General features: G+C 56.4%; 17 protein-coding genes. 1 reads left to right on the plus strand and 16 read right to left on the minus strand.

Going from position 1 to position 19,616, the window contains the following annotated elements:
- Positions 1–227: 227 nt before the first annotated feature.
- The 4 genes from RT613_RS11785 to miaB are packed head-to-tail and all read right to left on the minus strand — an operon-like array spanning position 228 to position 4,393.
- A complete protein-coding gene (locus RT613_RS11785) occupies positions 228–1,358 on the minus strand; it encodes a hemolysin family protein (RefSeq protein WP_313615552.1) in 1,131 nt (376 codons plus the stop codon).
- A gap of 15 nt (positions 1,359–1,373) precedes the next feature.
- Positions 1,374–1,883, minus strand: a complete 510-nt coding sequence (gene ybeY, locus RT613_RS11790) for an rRNA maturation RNase YbeY (protein ID WP_313615554.1) — start codon at positions 1,881–1,883, stop codon at positions 1,374–1,376.
- 10 nt (positions 1,884–1,893) lie between these two features.
- Entirely contained in the window at positions 1,894–2,949 is a 1,056-nt protein-coding gene (locus RT613_RS11795; protein WP_313615555.1) for a PhoH family protein, read from the minus strand.
- 40 nt (positions 2,950–2,989) lie between these two features.
- Positions 2,990–4,393 carry a tRNA (N6-isopentenyl adenosine(37)-C2)-methylthiotransferase MiaB gene (miaB, locus tag RT613_RS11800; RefSeq protein ID WP_313615557.1) on the minus strand — a complete coding sequence of 468 codons (1,404 nt, stop codon included), beginning with the start codon at positions 4,391–4,393 and terminating at the stop codon, positions 2,990–2,992.
- A 223-nt stretch (positions 4,394–4,616) separates the two neighbouring features.
- Here miaB and RT613_RS11805 point away from each other — a divergent pair, with 223 nt between their 5' ends.
- Positions 4,617–5,765, plus strand: coding sequence for a helix-turn-helix transcriptional regulator (locus tag RT613_RS11805; RefSeq protein ID WP_313615559.1), 1,149 nt, complete (start codon positions 4,617–4,619; stop codon positions 5,763–5,765).
- Positions 5,766–5,769: 4 nt separating this feature from the next.
- Here RT613_RS11805 and RT613_RS11810 read toward each other — a convergent pair whose 3' ends face one another.
- The 12 genes from RT613_RS11810 to RT613_RS11865 form a co-directional block, all read right to left on the minus strand.
- Positions 5,770–6,561 carry a lysophospholipid acyltransferase family protein gene (locus RT613_RS11810; protein ID WP_313615669.1) on the minus strand — a complete coding sequence of 264 codons (792 nt, stop codon included), beginning with the start codon at positions 6,559–6,561 and terminating at the stop codon, positions 5,770–5,772.
- A 23-nt stretch (positions 6,562–6,584) separates the two neighbouring features.
- A complete protein-coding gene (locus RT613_RS11815) occupies positions 6,585–7,013 on the minus strand; it encodes a Fur family transcriptional regulator (RefSeq protein WP_313615560.1) in 429 nt (142 codons plus the stop codon).
- A gap of 74 nt (positions 7,014–7,087) precedes the next feature.
- Complete coding sequence (gene rimI, locus RT613_RS11820) at positions 7,088–7,582, minus strand: ribosomal protein S18-alanine N-acetyltransferase (protein WP_313615561.1); 495 nt, start codon at positions 7,580–7,582, stop codon at positions 7,088–7,090.
- A 41-nt stretch (positions 7,583–7,623) separates the two neighbouring features.
- Positions 7,624–8,292 (minus strand): tRNA (adenosine(37)-N6)-threonylcarbamoyltransferase complex dimerization subunit type 1 TsaB, encoded by a 669-nt coding sequence (gene tsaB, locus RT613_RS11825; protein ID WP_313615562.1) that lies wholly within the window; start codon positions 8,290–8,292, stop codon positions 7,624–7,626.
- A 17-nt stretch (positions 8,293–8,309) separates the two neighbouring features.
- Positions 8,310–8,873 (minus strand): NifU family protein, encoded by a 564-nt coding sequence (locus tag RT613_RS11830; protein WP_313615564.1) that lies wholly within the window; start codon positions 8,871–8,873, stop codon positions 8,310–8,312.
- A 242-nt stretch (positions 8,874–9,115) separates the two neighbouring features.
- A complete protein-coding gene (locus tag RT613_RS11835; protein ID WP_313615566.1) occupies positions 9,116–9,607 on the minus strand; it encodes a universal stress protein in 492 nt (163 codons plus the stop codon).
- 147 nt (positions 9,608–9,754) lie between these two features.
- Positions 9,755–10,819 carry a tryptophan--tRNA ligase gene (trpS, locus tag RT613_RS11840; RefSeq protein WP_313615568.1) on the minus strand — a complete coding sequence of 355 codons (1,065 nt, stop codon included), beginning with the start codon at positions 10,817–10,819 and terminating at the stop codon, positions 9,755–9,757.
- Between the two features lie 80 nt (positions 10,820–10,899).
- Positions 10,900–11,319 carry a VOC family protein gene (locus RT613_RS11845; RefSeq protein ID WP_313615569.1) on the minus strand — a complete coding sequence of 140 codons (420 nt, stop codon included), beginning with the start codon at positions 11,317–11,319 and terminating at the stop codon, positions 10,900–10,902.
- Positions 11,316–12,908, minus strand: coding sequence for a murein biosynthesis integral membrane protein MurJ (gene murJ / locus RT613_RS11850; protein ID WP_313615571.1), 1,593 nt, complete (start codon positions 12,906–12,908; stop codon positions 11,316–11,318). The genes RT613_RS11845 and murJ overlap by 4 nt, the downstream gene beginning before the upstream one ends.
- Positions 12,905–15,739, minus strand: a complete 2,835-nt coding sequence (locus tag RT613_RS11855) for a [protein-PII] uridylyltransferase (RefSeq protein ID WP_313615573.1) — start codon at positions 15,737–15,739, stop codon at positions 12,905–12,907. Before RT613_RS11855 ends, murJ begins: the two co-directional genes overlap by 4 nt.
- A gap of 96 nt (positions 15,740–15,835) precedes the next feature.
- Positions 15,836–18,487 carry a DNA mismatch repair protein MutS gene (gene mutS, locus RT613_RS11860; RefSeq protein WP_409558815.1) on the minus strand — a complete coding sequence of 884 codons (2,652 nt, stop codon included), beginning with the start codon at positions 18,485–18,487 and terminating at the stop codon, positions 15,836–15,838.
- Between the two features lie 215 nt (positions 18,488–18,702).
- Positions 18,703–19,584 carry a GNAT family N-acetyltransferase gene (locus RT613_RS11865; RefSeq protein WP_313615574.1) on the minus strand — a complete coding sequence of 294 codons (882 nt, stop codon included), beginning with the start codon at positions 19,582–19,584 and terminating at the stop codon, positions 18,703–18,705.
- Positions 19,585–19,616 lie beyond the last annotated feature (32 nt).

Genomic DNA, 19,616 nt, shown 5'->3' on the forward strand with positions numbered 1-19,616 from the left:
GCATTGGTTATGTCAGATAAACCGATTTGGGCGAGAGACATAAATATATCTGGGTGAAAGCAATGGTGGATCGTTAAATATTTTGCTGTGCCAGGCACATTAACATAGCAACCCGACAGCATAAGCGGGCATTTCACTAGCCACACTGACCAACAGATGTCATTCACTTGTGTGGATGGCAAAAGTGGCGAAAACAGCCAAGCTGTTCTCGCCACGGTTCAACATTGTCAGACGGCATCGCCCTGGCCAGATGCCTGACGCGAGGCGGAAGCGGCAACAAGCGTAACAATTGCCTTGTCTTCATCGCCATCTTCGCTGTCGATGGCACGGCGGGTGATGCGCACACGTTTGACACGACGGCTGTCAGCATCGAGAATTTCAAACTCGAAGCCGGAAACGGCATGCACGGTTTCTCCAACCGCGGGGATACGACCCAGCAGGAAGAAAATCAGGCCGCCCAGCGTGTCGACTTCTTCGAGATGTTCGGCGACGTCGAAGTCAGGCCCGATCGCCTCCTGCAGTTCGGACAGTTCTGCACGCGCATCGGCAACAAAAACGCCGTCAGGCAGACGGGTGAACATGGCTTCTTCATTGTCATGTTCGTCGTCAATGTCGCCAACCACCATCTCGACGATATCTTCATGGCTGACGAGACCGTCCGTGCCACCATATTCATCGATAACCAGTGCTAGCTGGGTGCGCTGCGCCTGCATGCTTTGCAGCAGATTAGCGGCCAACATGGAGGACGGAACAAACAGGATCTTGCGGACAAGGCCCGCCTCCTGCACCGTCTTGCTCAGATCAACACGCGCCAGGTCAAAATCCGCACGTGGTGTTTTCGGTGCCTTGGCGCCATCGGTCTGCGCAGGACGCGTGCCGACACGGCGCTTGTTGCGTGCCTGCTTGCCAACATAGGCCAGCAGGTCGCGAATATGGATCATGCCACGGGCATCATCGAGGGTTTCGAGGTAGACCGGCATACGTGAGCGACCTGTTTCTTCAAACAGGATCATCGCTTCGCCGATTGTCATGTTCTGGTCGATGGCATCGATGTCCGTGCGCGGGATCATGATGTCTTCAACGCGAACTTCGCGGAAACGCAGGATATTGTTGAGCATTGCCCGTTCTTCGGGCGAAAAGGCTGTGGCGACATCCGTATCGGTCATCAGCGCATCAGCCAGGTCCTCACGCAAGCGTTCACCTTGCAGCGGCCTCAAAAGGCGTGAGAGACGGGACCAGAGTGTCCCTTTGCTTTTCTGTATCGAGTCCTGTCGTAAAGGACTACTGCCCTCTTCCGATGAGGACTGTTCCCCTGTTTCCTTGCCCTGCTCAGAGGGTCTTGCCGAATGTTCGTTCATGGCTCCAAACTATAATTATGACAGCGGATCTTGTCCCGCATAGGGATCAGATAGTCCAAGCAAAGCCAAAATGCGAGTCTCAAGCAACTCCATTTCTTCCGCTTCCTCGGTTTCCATATGATCATACCCGAACAAATGCAGAAATCCATGCACCATAAGATGTGTCAGGTGATCGTCGAAACTCTTCTCCAGATCAGTCGCTTCGCGCTCGACCGTTTCGCGCGCGATGACGATATCGCCCAGCATCGGACCGGGCATCCCGCCCGGCTCCAGCGGAAAGGCTGGAAAGGACAAGACGTTGGTTGCCTTGTCCTTGTCGCGCCATTCGGCGTTGATTTCGCGAATTTCGGCATCATTGGTGAAGACCAGCGAAATTTCCGGTGCCATTTTGGGGAAAGGCTGCTGTTCCTCTTTCACCAGAAACTGGGCGGCAGTGCCGAGAACCTTTTCACAAAGCGCAAAAAGTACGTCTTCCGAGGGCCACGCGTCGTCCTCGACACTTATCTGGATATCCAGTGCTGTCATTTACCTGTTTTCACTTTTCCGGGCTCAGACTTTCATCTGCAACCGCCGTCTGTGCCTCATAGGCGCGTACGATGCGCGCGACCATCGGATGGCGTACAACATCGACATCCTTGAAGCGGACCACCGAAACACCTTCCACGCCGTTCAAAATCTGCAACGCTTCCACCAGACCGGATTTCACGCCACGCGGCAAATCCACCTGACTTGGGTCACCGGTCACGATCATGCGGCCATTTTCGCCAAGACGCGTCAGGAACATCTTCATCTGCATCGAGGTGGTGTTCTGCGCCTCGTCGAGAATGACGGCGGCGTTGGCGAGCGTGCGGCCACGCATGAAAGCGAGCGGCGCGATTTCTATGACGCCAGCCTGAATGGCACGTTCGACCTTGTCGCCCGGCATCATGTCGTAGAGCGCGTCATAGAGAGGACGAAGATAAGGATCGACCTTTTCCTTCATGTCACCCGGCAGAAAGCCAAGGCGCTCGCCGGCCTCGACAGCAGGGCGAGACAGGATGATACGGTCAACCGCGCCACGTTCCAGGAGCTGCGCAGCATGGGCTACCGCCAGATAGGTTTTTCCCGTACCGGCCGGACCGACACCGAACACAAGCTCCGACTGTTCCAGCGCACGCATGTAAACGTCCTGTGTCGGCGTACGCGCAGAAATGGTCTTCTTGCGGGTGGAAATCTGCGCCATGGAAAGCTTGACCTTACCTTCCATGGTCGGCAGGGTCAGTTGGTCGTCAGCGGCTAGAACCATGCGGATTACGCCTTCAACATCGGAAAGTTCAACAGAGCGGCCTTTCAGCAGGCTCTCGTACAAAAGATCGAGCACGCGGCGTGCCTGATTGGTGGCCACAACGTCGCCGGTAATGGCAACCGAATTGCCGCGCGGTCGGGCGTCGATATTCAGACGCTGTTCCAGCAGCTTCAGGTTCTGATCGAACTGACCGAATAGCTCTCCAGCAATTCTGTTATTCTCGAACGTGAGGACGAAGTGATTGGCGTCGGTCGCGGCTGAGCGTGGCTGGCGCGATGAAGATGATACCAATTCGTGTGCGTTCAAGCGGTCAGGCTCCTGTCCCAGTCAGTTGCTGATCCTCACTCTAACTGCCTGCCACCTCGGCAAACAAGCTGTTTGGACCCGTTGCGGTGATTCGTACATTAACAATGTCACCGATTTTCAAAGTGTTTGCATCAAGATTCACGGATTGCAGCCAGGGAGAACGGCCAATTAGCTGTCCCGGCATGCGGCCCGGCTTCTCCAAAAGAATATCCATGGTCTGTCCGACGAGCGATGTGGCAAATTCATTTTGCTGTTTCAGCAGTAAATTCTGAAGTCTTTCAAGACGTTGCGACTTCACATCTTCCGGCACCTGGTCTTTCAGATCCGCGCCGGGCGTTCCTGGACGCGTGGAATATTTGAACGAAAAAGCCTGTGCATATCTGACGGTTTCGACGATGTTCAGCGTGTCTTCGAAGTCCGCATCGGTCTCGCCGGGGAAACCGACGATAAAATCGCCCGACATGGCAATGTCCGGACGTGCGCCGCGAATGCGTTCGATCAACCGCACATACTCCGCGCCGGTGTGGCGGCGGTTCATGGCTTTGAGAATACGGTCCGATCCGGATTGTACGGGCAGGTGCAGGTAAGGCATAAGGATGCGCAGGTTGCTGTGCGCATCGATAAGACAGTCATCCATATCGCGCGGATGACTGGTTGTGTAACGCAGACGCGCCAGACCTGGGATTTCCGCCAGCTTGTAAAGAAGCTGGGCAAGGCCCCATTCTTCGCCCTTCGGACCGGTGCCCTTCCAGGCATTGACGTTCTGGCCGAGTAGCGTCAGTTCACGCACGCCGCCGTCAACCAGCTTCATGGCCTCATCAACGATCTGCGACACCGGACGTGATACTTCCGAACCGCGGGTGTAAGGCACCACGCAGAAGGTACAGAACTTGTCGCACCCTTCCTGAACCGTCAGGAACGCGGTTACGCCACGTGTGCGGATCTTCGCCTTGTCAGCAACCGGCAGATGCTCGAACTTGTCTTCAACCGCGTAATCGGTTTCGATCACGCGCTCACCGTCACGTACCCTTTTGAGGGCAGCAGGCAGGCGGTGATAGGTCTGAGGACCAATCACCACGTCAACGGCCGGCGCACGGCGCAGAATTTCCTCGCCTTCAGCCTGCGCAACGCAACCGGCGACGCCGATCATGAATTCGCGACCTTCTTCCTGCCGTGACTTCTTCATGTCACGCAGGCGACCAAGCGCAGAATAAACCTTCTCAGCGGCCTTTTCGCGGATATGACAGGTATTCAGCAGCACCAGATCCGCCTCGGCCATGTCCTCGGTGGGCACATAACCATCCTTCGCAAGAGCATCGCTCATGCGCACGGAATCGTAGGCGTTCATCTGACAGCCGTAAGTCTTGATGAAAACTTTGCGGCTGTTGCTTCCCTCACGAAGAGAAACATCGGCTTCTGCGATTGCTGTCGTTTGCTGTGTCATGGCGGCTATCTAGTCATTTTCAGAGCCATATTAAACAGAAAAATGTGCCGGTGGCTATTTCGCTTTAATGCACTGCCTTGGCGTGATTGTGGTCTGGAACATAAAAATAATATGATTTTTGATGATTTTTTACAATTTCCCCTCTGTAATTCTTGATAAATTTACCGAATATATATCGCGTGAATGTATGTTTAAGTATTGCTCTCAAACACTACAGTTATCCATGAGTGAAATTCACCACGATATTGTCAGTCAAATCTATGCAGCAGGGCTTCTTCCAGAGCTTTGGCCTTCGGTTATTGATAGTCTGTCAGATCAAGTCAGAGGACGTGGCGGATCTCTGTTCATTCTGGCCGACGGGCAACTGACCTGGGATGCTCCTCAGGCGACGAAAACCATCATGGAGGAATATGTCGCCGGCGGATGGGGTGAGCGCAATGTGCGGCTCGAGCGTTTGCTGGCGAAGAGTGATCCTGAATTCGTTTTGGATACGGATTTCTTCGATGAAGAAGAAATTCGTACGCTGCCGATTTTCCAGGATTTCCTGTTGCCACGGGACATCGCCTTTACGGCCGCCACCGTTATCAAGGGTTCGGGTGACGACATTGCCGTGTTTTCCGTCGACCGGCGCATGGCTGAGGGGCGTTTTGTCGACCGCGAGCTTGCGTTTCTAAACGGCGTGCGTCCACATCTGGGACGCGCCGTTGCACTTGCCGGCCGCCTGAAGATGAAACAGACAATGACGGCGATGGCGACGCTGCAATTGCTGGGCATTCCTGCCGCCGTCCTGTCGCATGCGTCCAAAGTTATCGCCACCAATTCGTCATTCGACCTACTCGCCGGACAGATGTTCCTGCCGGCAGCATTCGGGCGATTGGCGCTTTTCGACAAACAGGCCGATCGGTTGTTGCGACAGTCGCTTGATGGCCACAGTCTGCAGCAGCGCTCTGTCCGCTCGATCCCGGTGCGATCTGAAAGCAAGACACCTGTGGGAATTCTGCACGTTATTCCGGCTTGCATGCAGGCACAGGACATCATCGGTGCTGGTGGCACGCTGCTTATTCTGGCGCGACCGGTTGGCAATGTCAGCCTGAATGCGGAGTGGTTGAAGGGGCTTTACGACCTCTCCCCTACGGAAGCAAAAATCGCCGCTCACCTCTCGGAAGGGCGAAGCCTGGACAAGATCGCCTCACAAACCGGAACGGCAAAGGAGACGGTTCGTACCCATGTCAAACACCTGTTGCAGAAAACTGGCTTTGCACGACAGATCGATTTCGTTCGCGCTGCAGGCAGCCTCGCTGTGATCCAGCCTCAGCTTTGTGCCGGTAACGGTGTCGATATCAGCGAGACGACCAGCCTTTCTACGGTATGATGGTTTAGCGCCAGTGACCGCGAAGGCTTTGTTGTAGCATGCGACGAATGGCAGCGGTAACGCTGACGGCCAGATGTTTGCGATTGTCACCACGCTTGAAAGCCACGCTTTCACCAAAGGTCACATCCACCTCAAGCGCGCCTGAGCGCAATACACCCACCAGATGAGGCAGCAGCGTCAGAGATCCGGGCCAGGCGACCAACGGGCGATGGTAGCGCCCCATCGCCATGCCCTGAACACCGGTATAGGCAATTGCCACCGGCTGGACATAGACAACACCACCTGGCACCTGGTCGACGGCGGTGGAGGCCGCACCAAACAGCGACGATTTCACTTCAAGAAGCCGGTTTCCATCCGACGTGGTTCCCTCGGGAAACAGCACGACAACTTCGCCTGCCGCCATTCTCTGGGCGATCTCGTTGACCTGCGCACCGGTGCTGCGTTTCTGTTCACGGGTAACGAAGATGCTTTTCTGCAGCCGCGCCAGCACACCGAAAACCGGCCAGTCGCGTACTTCCGTTTTGGCGATAAAAACCACATCGGCAATGCTGCCGAGGATCATGATGTCTTTCCATGAGGCATGATTGACCGCCAGCATCAATGGCCTGTTTCGATCTGGCGCGCCGTGTACGGTGATTTTCAGACCCAGCGTGTGGCACGCCACCCGATGCCAGACACGCGGCAGAAAACGACGGATGCGCAGATCAAACGCCAGACCGACAAGCTGGAACGGTAGCAACAGCAGCGTCAGCAGTGTCAGCACAACGACAAGATAGATAATCCGCAGCCACAGCATCATAACGTGACTACTCGCACCGTTCAGTGATCTTCAGGCTTTAACGGCACACCGTAGAGTTCAAGACGGTGGTCCACCAATTTAAAACCGTGCTCGCGGGCGATCTTCTCCTGGAGTGCCTCGATTTCTGCCGAACGGAACTCAATCACCACGCCATTTTTCAGGTCGATCAGATGATCATGATGCTCTTCCGGCACGGTTTCGTAACGGGAACGACCATCACGAAAATCATGACGTTCGATAATACCTGCATCTTCGAAAAGCTTTACAGTGCGGTAGACAGTCGAGATGGAAATGCGTGGATCAACCTCAGACGAGCGGCGATACAGCTCCTCCACGTCAGGGTGATCTTCGGATTGCTGCAAAACGCGGGCAATGACCCGGCGCTGATCGGTCATGCGCATACCGCGTTCGGTGCACAGCTCTTCCAGCGTTTTTGTAAGATCTGTCACGTCGTCAAGGCCTTCACATCAATGCCCCGCCCTCGTGGAAGAAGGCGGGATATAGAAAATCTTCATAAACCGAACTAGCGAAGATCGCGCCGCATGACAAGCGCCGTCGACTGTGTACCGTCGGGGGCTGTGTAATAGGCCTTGCGTTCGGCAACCTGCTGGAAACCGAGCTTGCGGTAAAGACCGAGACCAGCGGCGTTGCTGGTATCGACCTCGAGGAACATGGAATCAGCGCCTCGGCCAGCCGCTTCGCGCACTGCCGCCTGCATAAGCCGCCAACCAAGACCGGTACGACCCAGTTTTTCCTGTACCGCAATCGTCAGAATTTCCGCTTCGCCACCGGCCTCACGTGCCAGCACGAAACCCGACAAAGGTTTGCTGAAAAACGCGTTGGTCTGTCGTGCCACGAAGCCGTAGCAGTTGGACTGGACAAGAAGGTTGTCAAACTCGTCCTCGCTCCACGGTCGGGAGAACCGCAGCTTGTGCAGCTCGGCGATGGCATGAGTATCGTCTTGTACCAAAGGTACAATTTCGAATTGGGGTTTCAGGGTCAAATACTGATCGATCATCGCAGGGAATCACCGCATAAATACATTACCATGCCGGATTATCAGGCATGAGCACGTCGTTCCAGCGCAAATCCCGTTTGCGGTCTCGCATCAGGGCCACGCAGGTAAAGCGGCGCCGGGCGAGGCCCACCTTGCGGCTTGGCCGCGCCAAGGCGCGCCACGGCTGTAATTTCGAAACGATCAGGTCCAGCGACATTGGCTTCGCCGTTCAAAAGAATTGCTGCCGACCCGAAAACCTCACCGCCCAAACGGGAGAACAGGGAAATCGCATCTTCCAAAGGCAGCAGTTCTGCATTTGTGACAGGCGAGCCATCCGCCGCAAAGGACTGGATGTAAACCTCGCCACGACGCGCATCCAGCGCGATCGTGACCGGTTTCTGTCCGTTCTGGTCCTGCCAGTCTTTGGCCATCACCTCAAGCGTGGTTAGCCCGACAGCCTCAACCCCGAGCGACAAGGCAAAACCACGCGCGGCAGAAACTCCAACACGAATGCCCGTGAAGGAACCAGGGCCAATGGTCACGGCGATCCGCTGCACGGCTTTGAGCTCGAGTTCAGACGCTTCAAGTGCCCTATCGACAATCGACATCAACAGTTCGGCATGGCCCTTGCCGATGGTTTCGCACACTCTGCCAAGAACGACATCCCTAACGCTGTCATAAACACAGGCGGCGCAGTCGCCTCCCGATGTATCAAGCGCCAGAACGATCATGCCATTTTGCCTTTGTGTTAGACGGATTCGACAGCCTGCACTTCAGGAACGAAATGCTTGAGCAGATTTTGTACGCCATGCTTCAATGTTGCCGTCGAAGACGGGCAACCGGAGCATGCGCCCTTCATGTTCAGGAAAACGGTGCCATCGCGGAAACCGCGGAAGGTGATGTCGCCACCATCCTGCGCCACGGCAGGACGAACACGGCTATCCAGCAGTTCCTTGATGGTTGCCACGATGGTTTCATCGCCTTCATCGAAGAACTCATCTTCTTCGTCCGAAAATTCAGCCGTACGGGCTTCACCGAGGATCGGGCGACCCGACATGAAGTGTTCCATGATCGAACCGAGGATCGCCGGCTTAAGGTGATGCCATTCGGCGTCGTCCTTGGTGACGGTGATGAAATCGAAACCGAAATATACACCGGTGACGCTTGGAATTTCAAACAGGGTCTGTGCCAGCGGTGAAGCCTGCGCCTGCTCCGCGTTCAGGAATTCGGCCGTGCCGGTTTCCAGCACCACACGCCCAGGCAAAAACTTCAGCGTTGCCGGATTTGGGGTGGCTTCGGTCTGAATGAACATCGCATGTCTCCTTCGGAGCGGCGACGCTCCTGAATTTAGAATTATTCAAAAAATACGCCGGACAGGCACATTCTTCAAGCCCGGACATGAGAATTACATTCAACAAATGGGCTTTCGGCAAAGAAAGTCAATTTGCGCGCTTAAAGCACGTTGGCCCGGACAATGCCAATAGATCGTGTCTGTGCTGTTTGTTGTAAAGCACGCCACGGTTCGGAAAGCGAATTTCGCTCTTGGACAAAGTCCTAGCAGAGCGCGTCGATTTCCTCATCGCTCAATGTGTCTGGCAGAACCGTGACAGGAATAGGGAATGCAGCACCACGACCGGCAATCGATGAGACCAGCGGGCCCGGGCCTTCTTTGGTGGATCCGGCCGCCAGAACCAAGATGGCGATATCGCGATCTTCTTCGATCAATCCGTGGATCTGCTCGGTGGCAGCGCCTTCACGAATGACCACTTCCGGCTCGATGCCAACGGCCTCGCGGACTTTTTGTGCAGTCTTGGCCATGGAGGCTTCCGCCTCTTCCTGCGCCTCTGCCCGCATGATCTGCTCGACACCCAGCCACTGCTGGAAATCGCCATCCGGGATCACGTACAGCAAAACCAGACCACCATTTGAATTCTTGGCACGGCGGCCAGCATAATGAACTGCCCTTTCGCATTCGGGCGTCCCGTCGATGACCGCCAGGAATTTACGGCGATGACCTTCAAGTCGAGACAGCCGTTTTGAAACCATAGAGCGCGCTCCCTGTTTCTGAAATTCATAAGCACATCGCGTGACATGCTCAGACGATGAGACTCGCCTTGTTATGCGATCGAGGCGGAGCTTATAGAAATTTGGCGGGCTGACAAGCCGCCCGCATTGGCTGCGGGCGGCGCGTTATCAACGCAGGAAGCCAACGATATCGCGGACTTCATTCATGGTCTTTTCGGCAATGACGCCAGCCCGCTCAGAGCCATCTCTCAGAATGGCGTCGATGTGGTTGGTATCGTCAAGCAGACGGCGCATTTCTACGGTGATTGGTGCCAGAACATTCACAGCCAGATCGACCAGCGCAGGCTTGAAGGCGGAGAATTGCTGTCCACCAAACTCCTGCAACACCTCTGCCTTGGACTTGTCGGCAAGTGCTGCGTAAATGCCAACCAGATTTTCCGCCTCGGGGCGACCCTTCAGGCCATCGGTTTCGCTCGGCAACGCATCTGGATCGGTCTTTGCCTTGCGAATTTTCTTCGAAATGGCATCGACGTCGTCCATCAGGTTGATGCGCGACAGATCAGACGGATCAGACTTCGACATTTTTTTCGAGCCATCCTTGAGCGACATGACGCGCGGCGCCGGACCACCGATCAGCGGTTCGACCATCGGGAAATAGGCGTGCACCGGCTCTTCACCGACCAAGATGTCACGTCCAAGACCTGCGGTCTTGATCTGCGCACCGAAATCGATGTTGAATTTCTGAGCAATGTCGCGTGCCAGTTCCAGATGCTGTTTCTGGTCGTCGCCAACCGGCACGTGGGTCGCGCGGTAGACGAGAATGTCGGCAGCCATCAGGCTTGGATAGGCCAGAAGCCCCAGCGAGACCTGTTCGGCATTTTTACCTGACTTGTCCTTGAACTGCGTCATGCGTTCCATCCAGCCGATGCGCGCGACACAGTTGAACACCCATGCCAGTTCCGCATGCTGCGGCACGGCCGACTGGTTGAAGACAATGTGTTTCACCGGATCGATACCGGCAGCAATGAAAGCTGCAGCAATAGAACGGGTCTGTGCCCGCAGATCCTGATGCACCAGCTGCGCGGTGATGGCGTGAAGGTCCACCACGCAGTAGATGCAGTCACTGTCTTCCTGAAGCGCGACGAACTTGCGAATAGCGCCGAGATAATTGCCAAGATGCAGATTACCGGTTGGCTGAACGCCCGAAAAAACCAGTTTCTTGAATTCGCTCATGAGTGTCCTCGAAGGCTTGTGGAGGGCCTTGCTCCTTGGTTAGATTTCGCGGGCGCTTATGCACCCGCAACACCGCGCAATCAAGTGGGGGAATGACGGGGTTCCAAAAGATCCCAGCGATTGCCATAAAGGTCTTCAAACACCGCCACCGAGCCGTAAACCTCGTGGCGTGGTTCTTCCAGAAAACGCACACCCTTGGCCAGCATCGCCGCATGATCGCGGGCGAAGTCATCGGTGTTCAGAAAAAAGCCGACACGGCCACCGGTCTGATTACCGATACTACAGGTCTGTTGATCGCCATCGGCTTCGGCCAGCAGCAAACCGCAACCGTCTGTTCCCTTGGGTTTTACCACCAGCCATCGTTTGCCATCCGGCATCCGTTCGTCGGACAGGCACTCGAAACCCAGGCTATCACAATAAAACGACTTGGCCCTGTCATAGCTATCGACAACCAGTGTGATCAGGGCAATACGGCGATTTTGCGCGAAGCCTGCACTCATGGCGTTTCATCCTTTGATGCGGTGTTTTTGGCCGCGCCCCGCTTGAGGTTGCGTTTGACCATGGAAAGCTGCGCACCGCCGGACAGGAAGGCCAGCCCAAAATAAACCGCCATTGCCACCAAGATCAGGCCAAAAATGGTTCCGGCACGCACGGCGAAATGACCGTGCGACAACCACGGCTGCAGCCATTGCATGGAAAACCAGATCAATGTGGCCATGACAGCTGAGGCAAACAGCAGGCGCGGAATACGCGTTAGAAGCGGTACGTCGATTTTCCAGTGGCCGCGTTTTACCAGCATGGCAAACAGCATGGCTGCGTTGACCCAGCCGGCAATAATTTCTGCGGTCGCAATGCCGGCACCGTCAAATTTCGGGAACAGGTAAAGAGCAAGCGAGACGTTCACCACAACTGATATGGCAGCGAAGATCATCGGTGTCTTCGTATCCTCGCGTGCAAAAAAGCCTGGAATGAACGCCTTGATCAACACGAATGCCGGAAGGCCGAGGCCATAGATGCCGAGGATTTCGGCCACTTTGACCGTTGCATCGGCGGAGAAGTTGCCGCGCTGATAAAGCAGTTGCACGATCGGCTCAGCCATGACCAGCAGGGCCGCCGCCGCTGGCAGCGTCAAAAACAGCACGAATTCGACGGAGCGGTTCTGCAGAGTGGCGGCTTCCACATGATGGCCGCCACGCAGCGCACGGGACAGTTCCGGCAGCAATACCGTTGCAACGGCAATGCCGACGACCCCCAGCGGCAACTGGTAGACACGGTCTGCATAGGCAAGCGACGCGATCGTCCCCTCGCCGCCAGAGGCAATCGCCGTGTTGATCAGCAGGTTGATCTGGGTAATGCCGCCGGTGATGGCGGCCGGAAAAGCCAGCACCAATAGCCGGCTAACATTTTTGGTCATGCGCGGGCGGCGAAAACCGATACGCATACCGGCATTGCGAACGGCAACCCAGACAATGGCAAGCTGCACGACACCGGCAACCATCACACCCCAGGACAGGCCATAGCCCACTTCCAGTGGATCATGGCCGCCATACCATGCCCAGCCCAGAACAGCGATCAGGATGATATTGAGGAACACCGGGGCAATGGCAGCTGCAAAATAACGATGCAGCGAATTCAACATGCCGCCCATCATGGCCGCCAGCGACATGCAGGCGAGATAGGGGAACATGATGGTCGCCAGCCGTACCGTGTTGTCGAACTTGATGGGATCGTCTGCAAAACCTGGCGCGATGATGGTACGCACCAGAAGCGGCATTGCCAGTTCCATGGCGATGGTCAGCGCCATCAGCACCGTAAACAGGACGCCGAATACCTCTTCGGAAAAGCGCCTTGCGCCTTCCATGCCACTTGCTTCGATTTCCTTGGCAAACAGCGGCACGAAGGCCGAATTGAAGGCGCCTTCGGCAAACAGCCGGCGGAACGTATTGGGAAAGCGGAAAGCGGCATTAAACGCATCCGCCACCGGGCCCGTGCCAAGCGCTGCCGCCATGAGCATTTCGCGCATGAAACCGAATACACGGCTGCCGAGCGTGCCCGCTCCGACCGTGGCAAATTTCTTCAGAAGGCTCATGCCTGTGCTTTCATCCGGTTGGTTGCTGCGCCAGCGGTTGCTGATCCTACGGGTGCTGCTGCTCTTTCACCGGTCGCAGCCTGAATGTCCTCCGGGTCGGCCATGATGTTTTTCAGCCGCGCCACGATGTTGGCCTGTCTGTTATCATTCATGATCTTCTGGCCGGTCAGGTCAGTGACATAGAAGGTATCGATAACCTTTTCGCCAAAGGTGGTAATACGCGCAGACGCGATATCAAGCGAAAGGTCGGCGATGGTGGCGGTGATGTCGGCCAACAGACCGGTGCGGTCAAGGCACTCGACCTCAACAACTGTGAACTTGTTCGAGAGGCTGTTGGAGATGATGACCGACGGCGGAATGTTGAAGGTACGGTTCTTTTTCTTCGACTTGGTGCGGGTCGCAATGACCTCAGGCAGCCTCTTGCTGCCCGACAGCACTTCCTCGATCAGTTTGCAGATATTGGCGCCACGCCGCATCTCGTCTTCATCGATCGGGAATTCGCGGTTGATGAGGATGGTATCGAGCGCACGTCCATCAGAGGTGGTAAAAATCTGCGCATCGGCAATGTTGGCACCAGCCGCAGCGCATGCCCCGGCAATCACCGAAAGCAGGCGCGGATGGTCCGGTGCCAGAATGGTGATTTCGGTAATGGCATGGAAGGAATGCGTGCGCACCATGGTGGACAGCGCCTTGGCTTCCTTGTCGGCCAACCGCAGGAACCGTGTGTGACGGATCTGGTCTTCCAGATCGACCGACAGAAGATAGGGCTCGTAATGCAAGCCGGTATATTTGCGGCGGGCTTTCTGACCCCAGTCGGTCAGCGCGTCATAGAGCTTTTCGCGGGCGACCTTGGCACGTTCCTTGCGAGACACTTCCGAGAAACCGCCCGAAAGCAGCAATTCCGTTTCGTAATAGAGTGTGCGCAGAAGCTGGCCTTTCCAGCCATTCCAGACATCCGGGCCGACGGCGCGAATATCGCAAACCGTCAGGATGAGCAGCATTTTCAACCGCTCCATCGATTGCACCTTGTCGGCAAAGTCTGCGATGGTTTTGCGGTCATGCAGATCACGGGTCTGCGCCACCATCGACATCAGCAGATGCTGTTCGATCAGCCAGGTCACGGTTTCGGTCTGTTTTACGCTCAAACGGAACCGCTGGCAGAATTTGCGGGCCACTCTGGCACCGGCAATGGAATGGTCTTCCTGCCGGCCCTTGGCCACGTCATGCAGCAGCACCGCCACATAAAGTGCCTCACGATCCTCGATCATCGGCATCAGCTGGTTGACCAGCGGATGTGTATCGACGGCCTGACCTTTTTCGATTTCAGACAGTACCGCCACCGAGCGGATGAGATGCTCATCCACCGTGTAGTGGTGGTACATGTTGAACTGCATCATCGCGACGATCTTGCCAAATTCCGGGATGAATTTACCGAGAACACCCGCCTCATTCATGCGCCGCAACATCAGGGCCGGATCGCGCCGTGATGTCAGGATCGACAGGAACAGCCGGTTGGCTTCGTCGTTCTCCCGCACCCGGTTATCAATCAGCGACAGGGAGCGTGTCAGCACGCGCAGCGCATCCGGATGCAGTTCCAAATCGTTGATATCGGCAATGTGGAACAGTCTGATGATATTGACCGGATCGCGCTTGAAGACATCGGGATCGGCCAGCGCAATGCGGCCGCGGTCTTCAACGAATTCCACGCTGCCGGCAATCTTGCGCACACGGTTGGTAAAGCGGTTCAACACACCGGTCAGGCCCGGAACAGCTTTCGCCTGGCGGTCTTCCAGTGCCGCGCAGACGATGCGCGTCAGATCGCCGACATCCTTTGCAACAAGGAAGTAGTGTTTCATGAAACGCTCGACGGCCGACAGACCTGGTCGCGGCTGATAACCGAGCGCAGCGGCAATTTCGCGCTGAATATCAAACGACAGGCGCTCTTCTGCCTTGTTGGTCAGAAAATGCATCTGGCAGCGAACTGCCCAGAGAAAATCATCTGCCTTTTCAAACAACTTCAATTCACGGCGTGAGAGAACACCAAGCTTCACAAGCTCGGCCGCGTCACGCACATGGTAATAATATTTGGCAATCCAGAACAGCGTGTGCAGGTCGCGCAAACCGCCCTTGCCTTCCTTGACATTTGGTTCGACCAGATAGCGGGTGTCGCCGGCCTTGCGGTGGCGCTGATCACGTTCGGCAAGTTTGGCGGCGATGAATTCCGGACCGGTGCCCGTCGTCACTTCAGCGTCAAAGCGTTTTTCCAGATCGTCAGACAGCGCCCTCTTGCCGCAGATGTAGCGCATTTCGAGAATGGCTGTGCGGATGGTCATATCGGATTTCGAAAGGCGGATACATTCCTCCACCGTGCGGGTGGCGTGGCCAACCTTGAAGCCCAGATCCCACAGAATGTAGAGAACGAACTCGACAGCCTTTTGCATGTCCTGCGAGTTTTTCGGTGGCAAAAGGAAAAGCAGATCAATATCCGAGCCCGGCGCCAGCGTATCGCGACCATAACCGCCAACGGCGGTGACGGTAATTTCAGCGGCATCACGCGGATAAACATAGGTGACCGCCAGATGATAGAGAACCTCGATCAGCCGGTCCTGCAACCAGGATATACGCCGCGCGCAATCCAGTCCGCCGCCATCCGCGTCCAATATGTGGCGCGCCTTGTTGCGACCTTCATTGCTTGCCTTGCGGAAAATCGGCAGCAATTGGGACCGTGCATCCAACAGCAGTTTTCCCTCGCCGGCAAAAACTGCATCACATTCCTTCTGGAAAGCCTCGACGTCGAGGATTTCGGCGTAATCGATTTCCTTATGGGCCATAAAGCCTGCATCCATTCTGCTTAAGGGCGCTATAGCGTGCCGTATTGGCAAAGGCCTATAGCGATTTTGGGGCGTCATGGACAGGCAATTTAGCGATCAAGCATTGCCAAGTTGTTTCTTGAGCGCATAAAGCGCGTCCAATGCTTCACGTGGTGTCATCTCATCGGGGTTGAGCGCCTTGACGGCCTCCTCCACCTTGGAAGCCCCACCCTTGCGGCTTTCTTCACGCCGAACCGCCATCTGGAACAGAGGCAGATCATCGATCAGCTGGCTGGCCGGGTTTTTGCGATCGGCATCTTCAAGGCGTGTCAGCACATCACGGGCTCGATCAACAACCGAGGCCGGCAGGCCTGCAAGGCGCGCCACCTGAATACCATAGGAACGGTCTGCTGCGCCCGGTCCAACCTCATGCAGGAAGATGACCTCGCCATCCCATTCCTTGACCCGCATGGTGGCATTGGACAGTCGACCCAGTTTTTCCGACAGAACCGTCAGTTCGTGGAAGTGGGTGGCAAACAGGCCACGACAGCTATTGATCTCATGCAGATGTTCAACGGCAGCCCAAGCGATGGAGAGGCCGTCGAAAGTGGCCGTGCCGCGCCCGATCTCATCGAGAATAACCAGCGAACGTTCGGTTGCCTGATTGAGAATAGCAGCCGTTTCAACCATCTCGACCATGAAGGTCGACCTGCCACGCGCCAGATCATCCGATGCACCAACGCGGGAAAACAGCCGGTCGACGATACCGATATGGGCTGCTTCAGCCGGAACAAAGGAACCCGCCTGCGCCATGATGGCAATCAGCGCGTTCTGGCGCAGGAATGTCGACTTACCACCCATGTTCGGGCCGGTCAGAAGCCAGATTGCCCCATTCTTGCCGCCGTTTTCTGCCGAAAGATCGCAGTTGTTGGCGATGAACGGCCCAGCCGACTGGCGACGCAGCGCCTGCTCAACCACCGGATGGCGTCCACCCTTGATGGCAAATGTCATCGAGCCATCGACCACCGGGCGGCAATAGGCCTGCTCCACGGCAAGATAGGCTAGACCTGCTGCAACATCGATGACAGCCAGCGCCATGGCACCAGCCTTGATGGCTTCGGCCTTGGAAACCACAGCTGCCGTCATGCGCTCGAAAGCATCCAGCTCCATGGTCAGCGCCTGTGCGGCAGCATTGGCGATGCGGCTTTCCAGATCGGCCAGTTCCGTGGTGGTAAAGCGCATCGCGCCTGCCATGGTCTGGCGGTGGATGAACCGCGCCTTTGCTTCATCCGTGGACGTCATGACATCGGCGTTGCCGGCCGTTACCTCGATGAAATAACCAAGCACGTTGTTGTGCTTGATCTTCAGCGACTTGATGCCGGTTTCCTCGGAATATTTCAGCTGCAGGCCAGCAACAACACGGCGCGACTGGTCACGCAGTGCACGCACCTCGTCGAGTTCAGGATTGGCACCTTCCCGCACAAAACCGCCATCGCGTTTCAGCAATGGCAACTCATCGGCCAGCATGGAGCCAAGCATGTCTTCAAGATCGCCCGGCAGGGCCTTGAGGGCCGACAGGGCGTCTGCCAGCTCATCCGGCAACAAACCTTCATCCAGAGAGGCAGCGATACTTGCTGCGACTGACAGGCCCTGACGAATGGCCCCGAGATCTCTCGGGCCACCGCGCTCGAGCGCCAGTCGAGACAGACCGCGCGGCATGTCAGGCACATGTTTCAACGCCTCGCGCAACCGCTCGGCCATTGCATTGTCATCCATCAGCCAGGACACGGAATCCAGCCGGGCATTGATCCGTTCAGGATCGGTCAGTGGCGACAACAGGCGTTCGGCCAGAAGTCTCGCACCGCCGCCGGTCACCGTGCGGTTGATTGCGCCCAGCAATGAGCCTTCCCGGTCTCCGGACAGGGTCTTTGCCAATTCCAGATTGGCGCGCGTGGCGGGGTCGATGAACAGCGTCGAGGCTGCACTTTCCCGCTCCGGCGTGCCAAGTGGCGGACGCTCGGCAATCTGCGTTTTTTCAACATAAGCGACAGCTGCGGCGGCAGCTGCCAGTTCCACACGCGAAAAACTTCCAAATCCGTCCAGCGTCGTCACGCCGAAATAGCGCGCAATGCGTCCTTCCGCCGTTGCGCTGTCAAACAGCACCGCCGGTTGCGGTACGGCCACCCGGCCGAGCACATCGAAGATCGGCTTCAGCTCTGCGTCATGAAACAGCGTGTCGGCAACGATCAATTCGCGCGGGTCGATACGCCAGATATCGGCCAAAAGGCGGGTCAGATTGGTTTCCGAAAGACGGAACACGCCGGTCGAAATATCAATCCAGGCCAGCGCGAACTGTACCTCGGCACCGCCGCGAATGCGGGTCAGTGCCATCAGATAGTTGGATTCAGTGGCAACCAGCAGCTTTTCTTCGGTCAGGGTGCCCGGCGTCACCAGTCGCACCACGTCGCGGCGAACAACGGATTTTGAGCCGCGTTTCTTGGCCTCGGCCGGATCTTCCACCTGCTCGCAAACGGCAACGCGGAAACCGCGAGCAATCAGCTTCTGGAGATAATCATCGGCTGCGTGCACCGGTACGCCACACATCGGGATATCATGGCCAAGATGCTGACCGCGTTTGGTCAGCGTAATGCCAAGCGCCTGTGACGCCGCAACGGCATCATCAAAAAACAGTTCGTAGAAATCGCCCATGCGATAAAACAGCAGCGAACCGGGGTTGTTCGCCTTTATTTCGATATACTGCTCCATCATCGGCGTTGCCGATGCGCGGCTTTCTTCTGATATCAGCGAGGCGTGGGAATGAACGTCCGTCAATGGCTTGGTCGACAATCTGGTCTGTTGCGGGAAACGAACCGGCAAACTAGCGGTTTTGCCCCTTGCAACACAACATGGGCAAAGCCGCTGCCCACAGGAAGCTGGCTTGCACCGGTGTTATTCGCGTTCAAGATTTTATCGCCAAAGGCCGTTCAGCAGGAAAAACGCCCGGCATCAGCGCCATAATAATTCACGTAACGGCCGGCTATGGCCGTCACCGGCAGCACGACCAGAACATCCGTCGTGTTGAAGGCGTGATCAACGACAGCGCCGGAACCAAACATGGCGCCAAGACGCATGTAACCCTTGATCAGAGGCGGCATGGAGGACACGGCGCGGCGCGCATTGATCGCTTCAACCGGCATGAGATCCATTTCACGGTAAAGTTCAGGCCGGGCATTGACCGCCCATTCGCCCTTGGCCGTGTTGTGGTGATGCAGGAAAGACAGGGCAAGCGCATGACTTTCCGGGCTGACGCCGGGGAAAGATGCACAGCCAAACATGCCGTCCATTCTGTGACGCACGGCATAGGCCCAGTTGCCCTGCCACAACAGTTCAACGGTGCGTTTGGTGCGATATTCCGGAAGCACGCAGGAGCGACCCAGTTCCATGAACTGCTTGTCGGGATGGCGCTCAAGAAGATCGCCGATCAGGAATTCCGAACCGGAATAAAAGCCGCCGTGAGCGAGCGCAACTTCCTGGCGCAGCAGACGGTATGTGCCAACGATCTGGTCTTCCGTATCCCCTTCGATGGCACGGTCCAGCACCAGAAGGTGATCACAAATGGCATCATAGGCATCGACATCACGTTTGCGCCGCATGGCATCTGAGGGAAGGCTGGCCTTCATCTCTTCGACAAACACCCGGTAACGGACGGATTGGGCGGCATCGATCTCGCGTTCATTGACCGCAAGACGCGTTTCCAATGTGCCAATGCGGCCCAAAAGACCGCTGTCCTGTTTTACTTTTCCGATAACCTGAGCGACTGATGCGCCCTGTTCGGCAATATCGCGGTTCAGTATTTCTGTGACCATGGAGAATCGCTCCGCCACCGATTGAGTTCGGT

This window comes from Agrobacterium sp., assembly GCF_032092815.1.
Taxonomy (GTDB): Bacteria; Pseudomonadota; Alphaproteobacteria; order Rhizobiales; family Rhizobiaceae; genus Agrobacterium.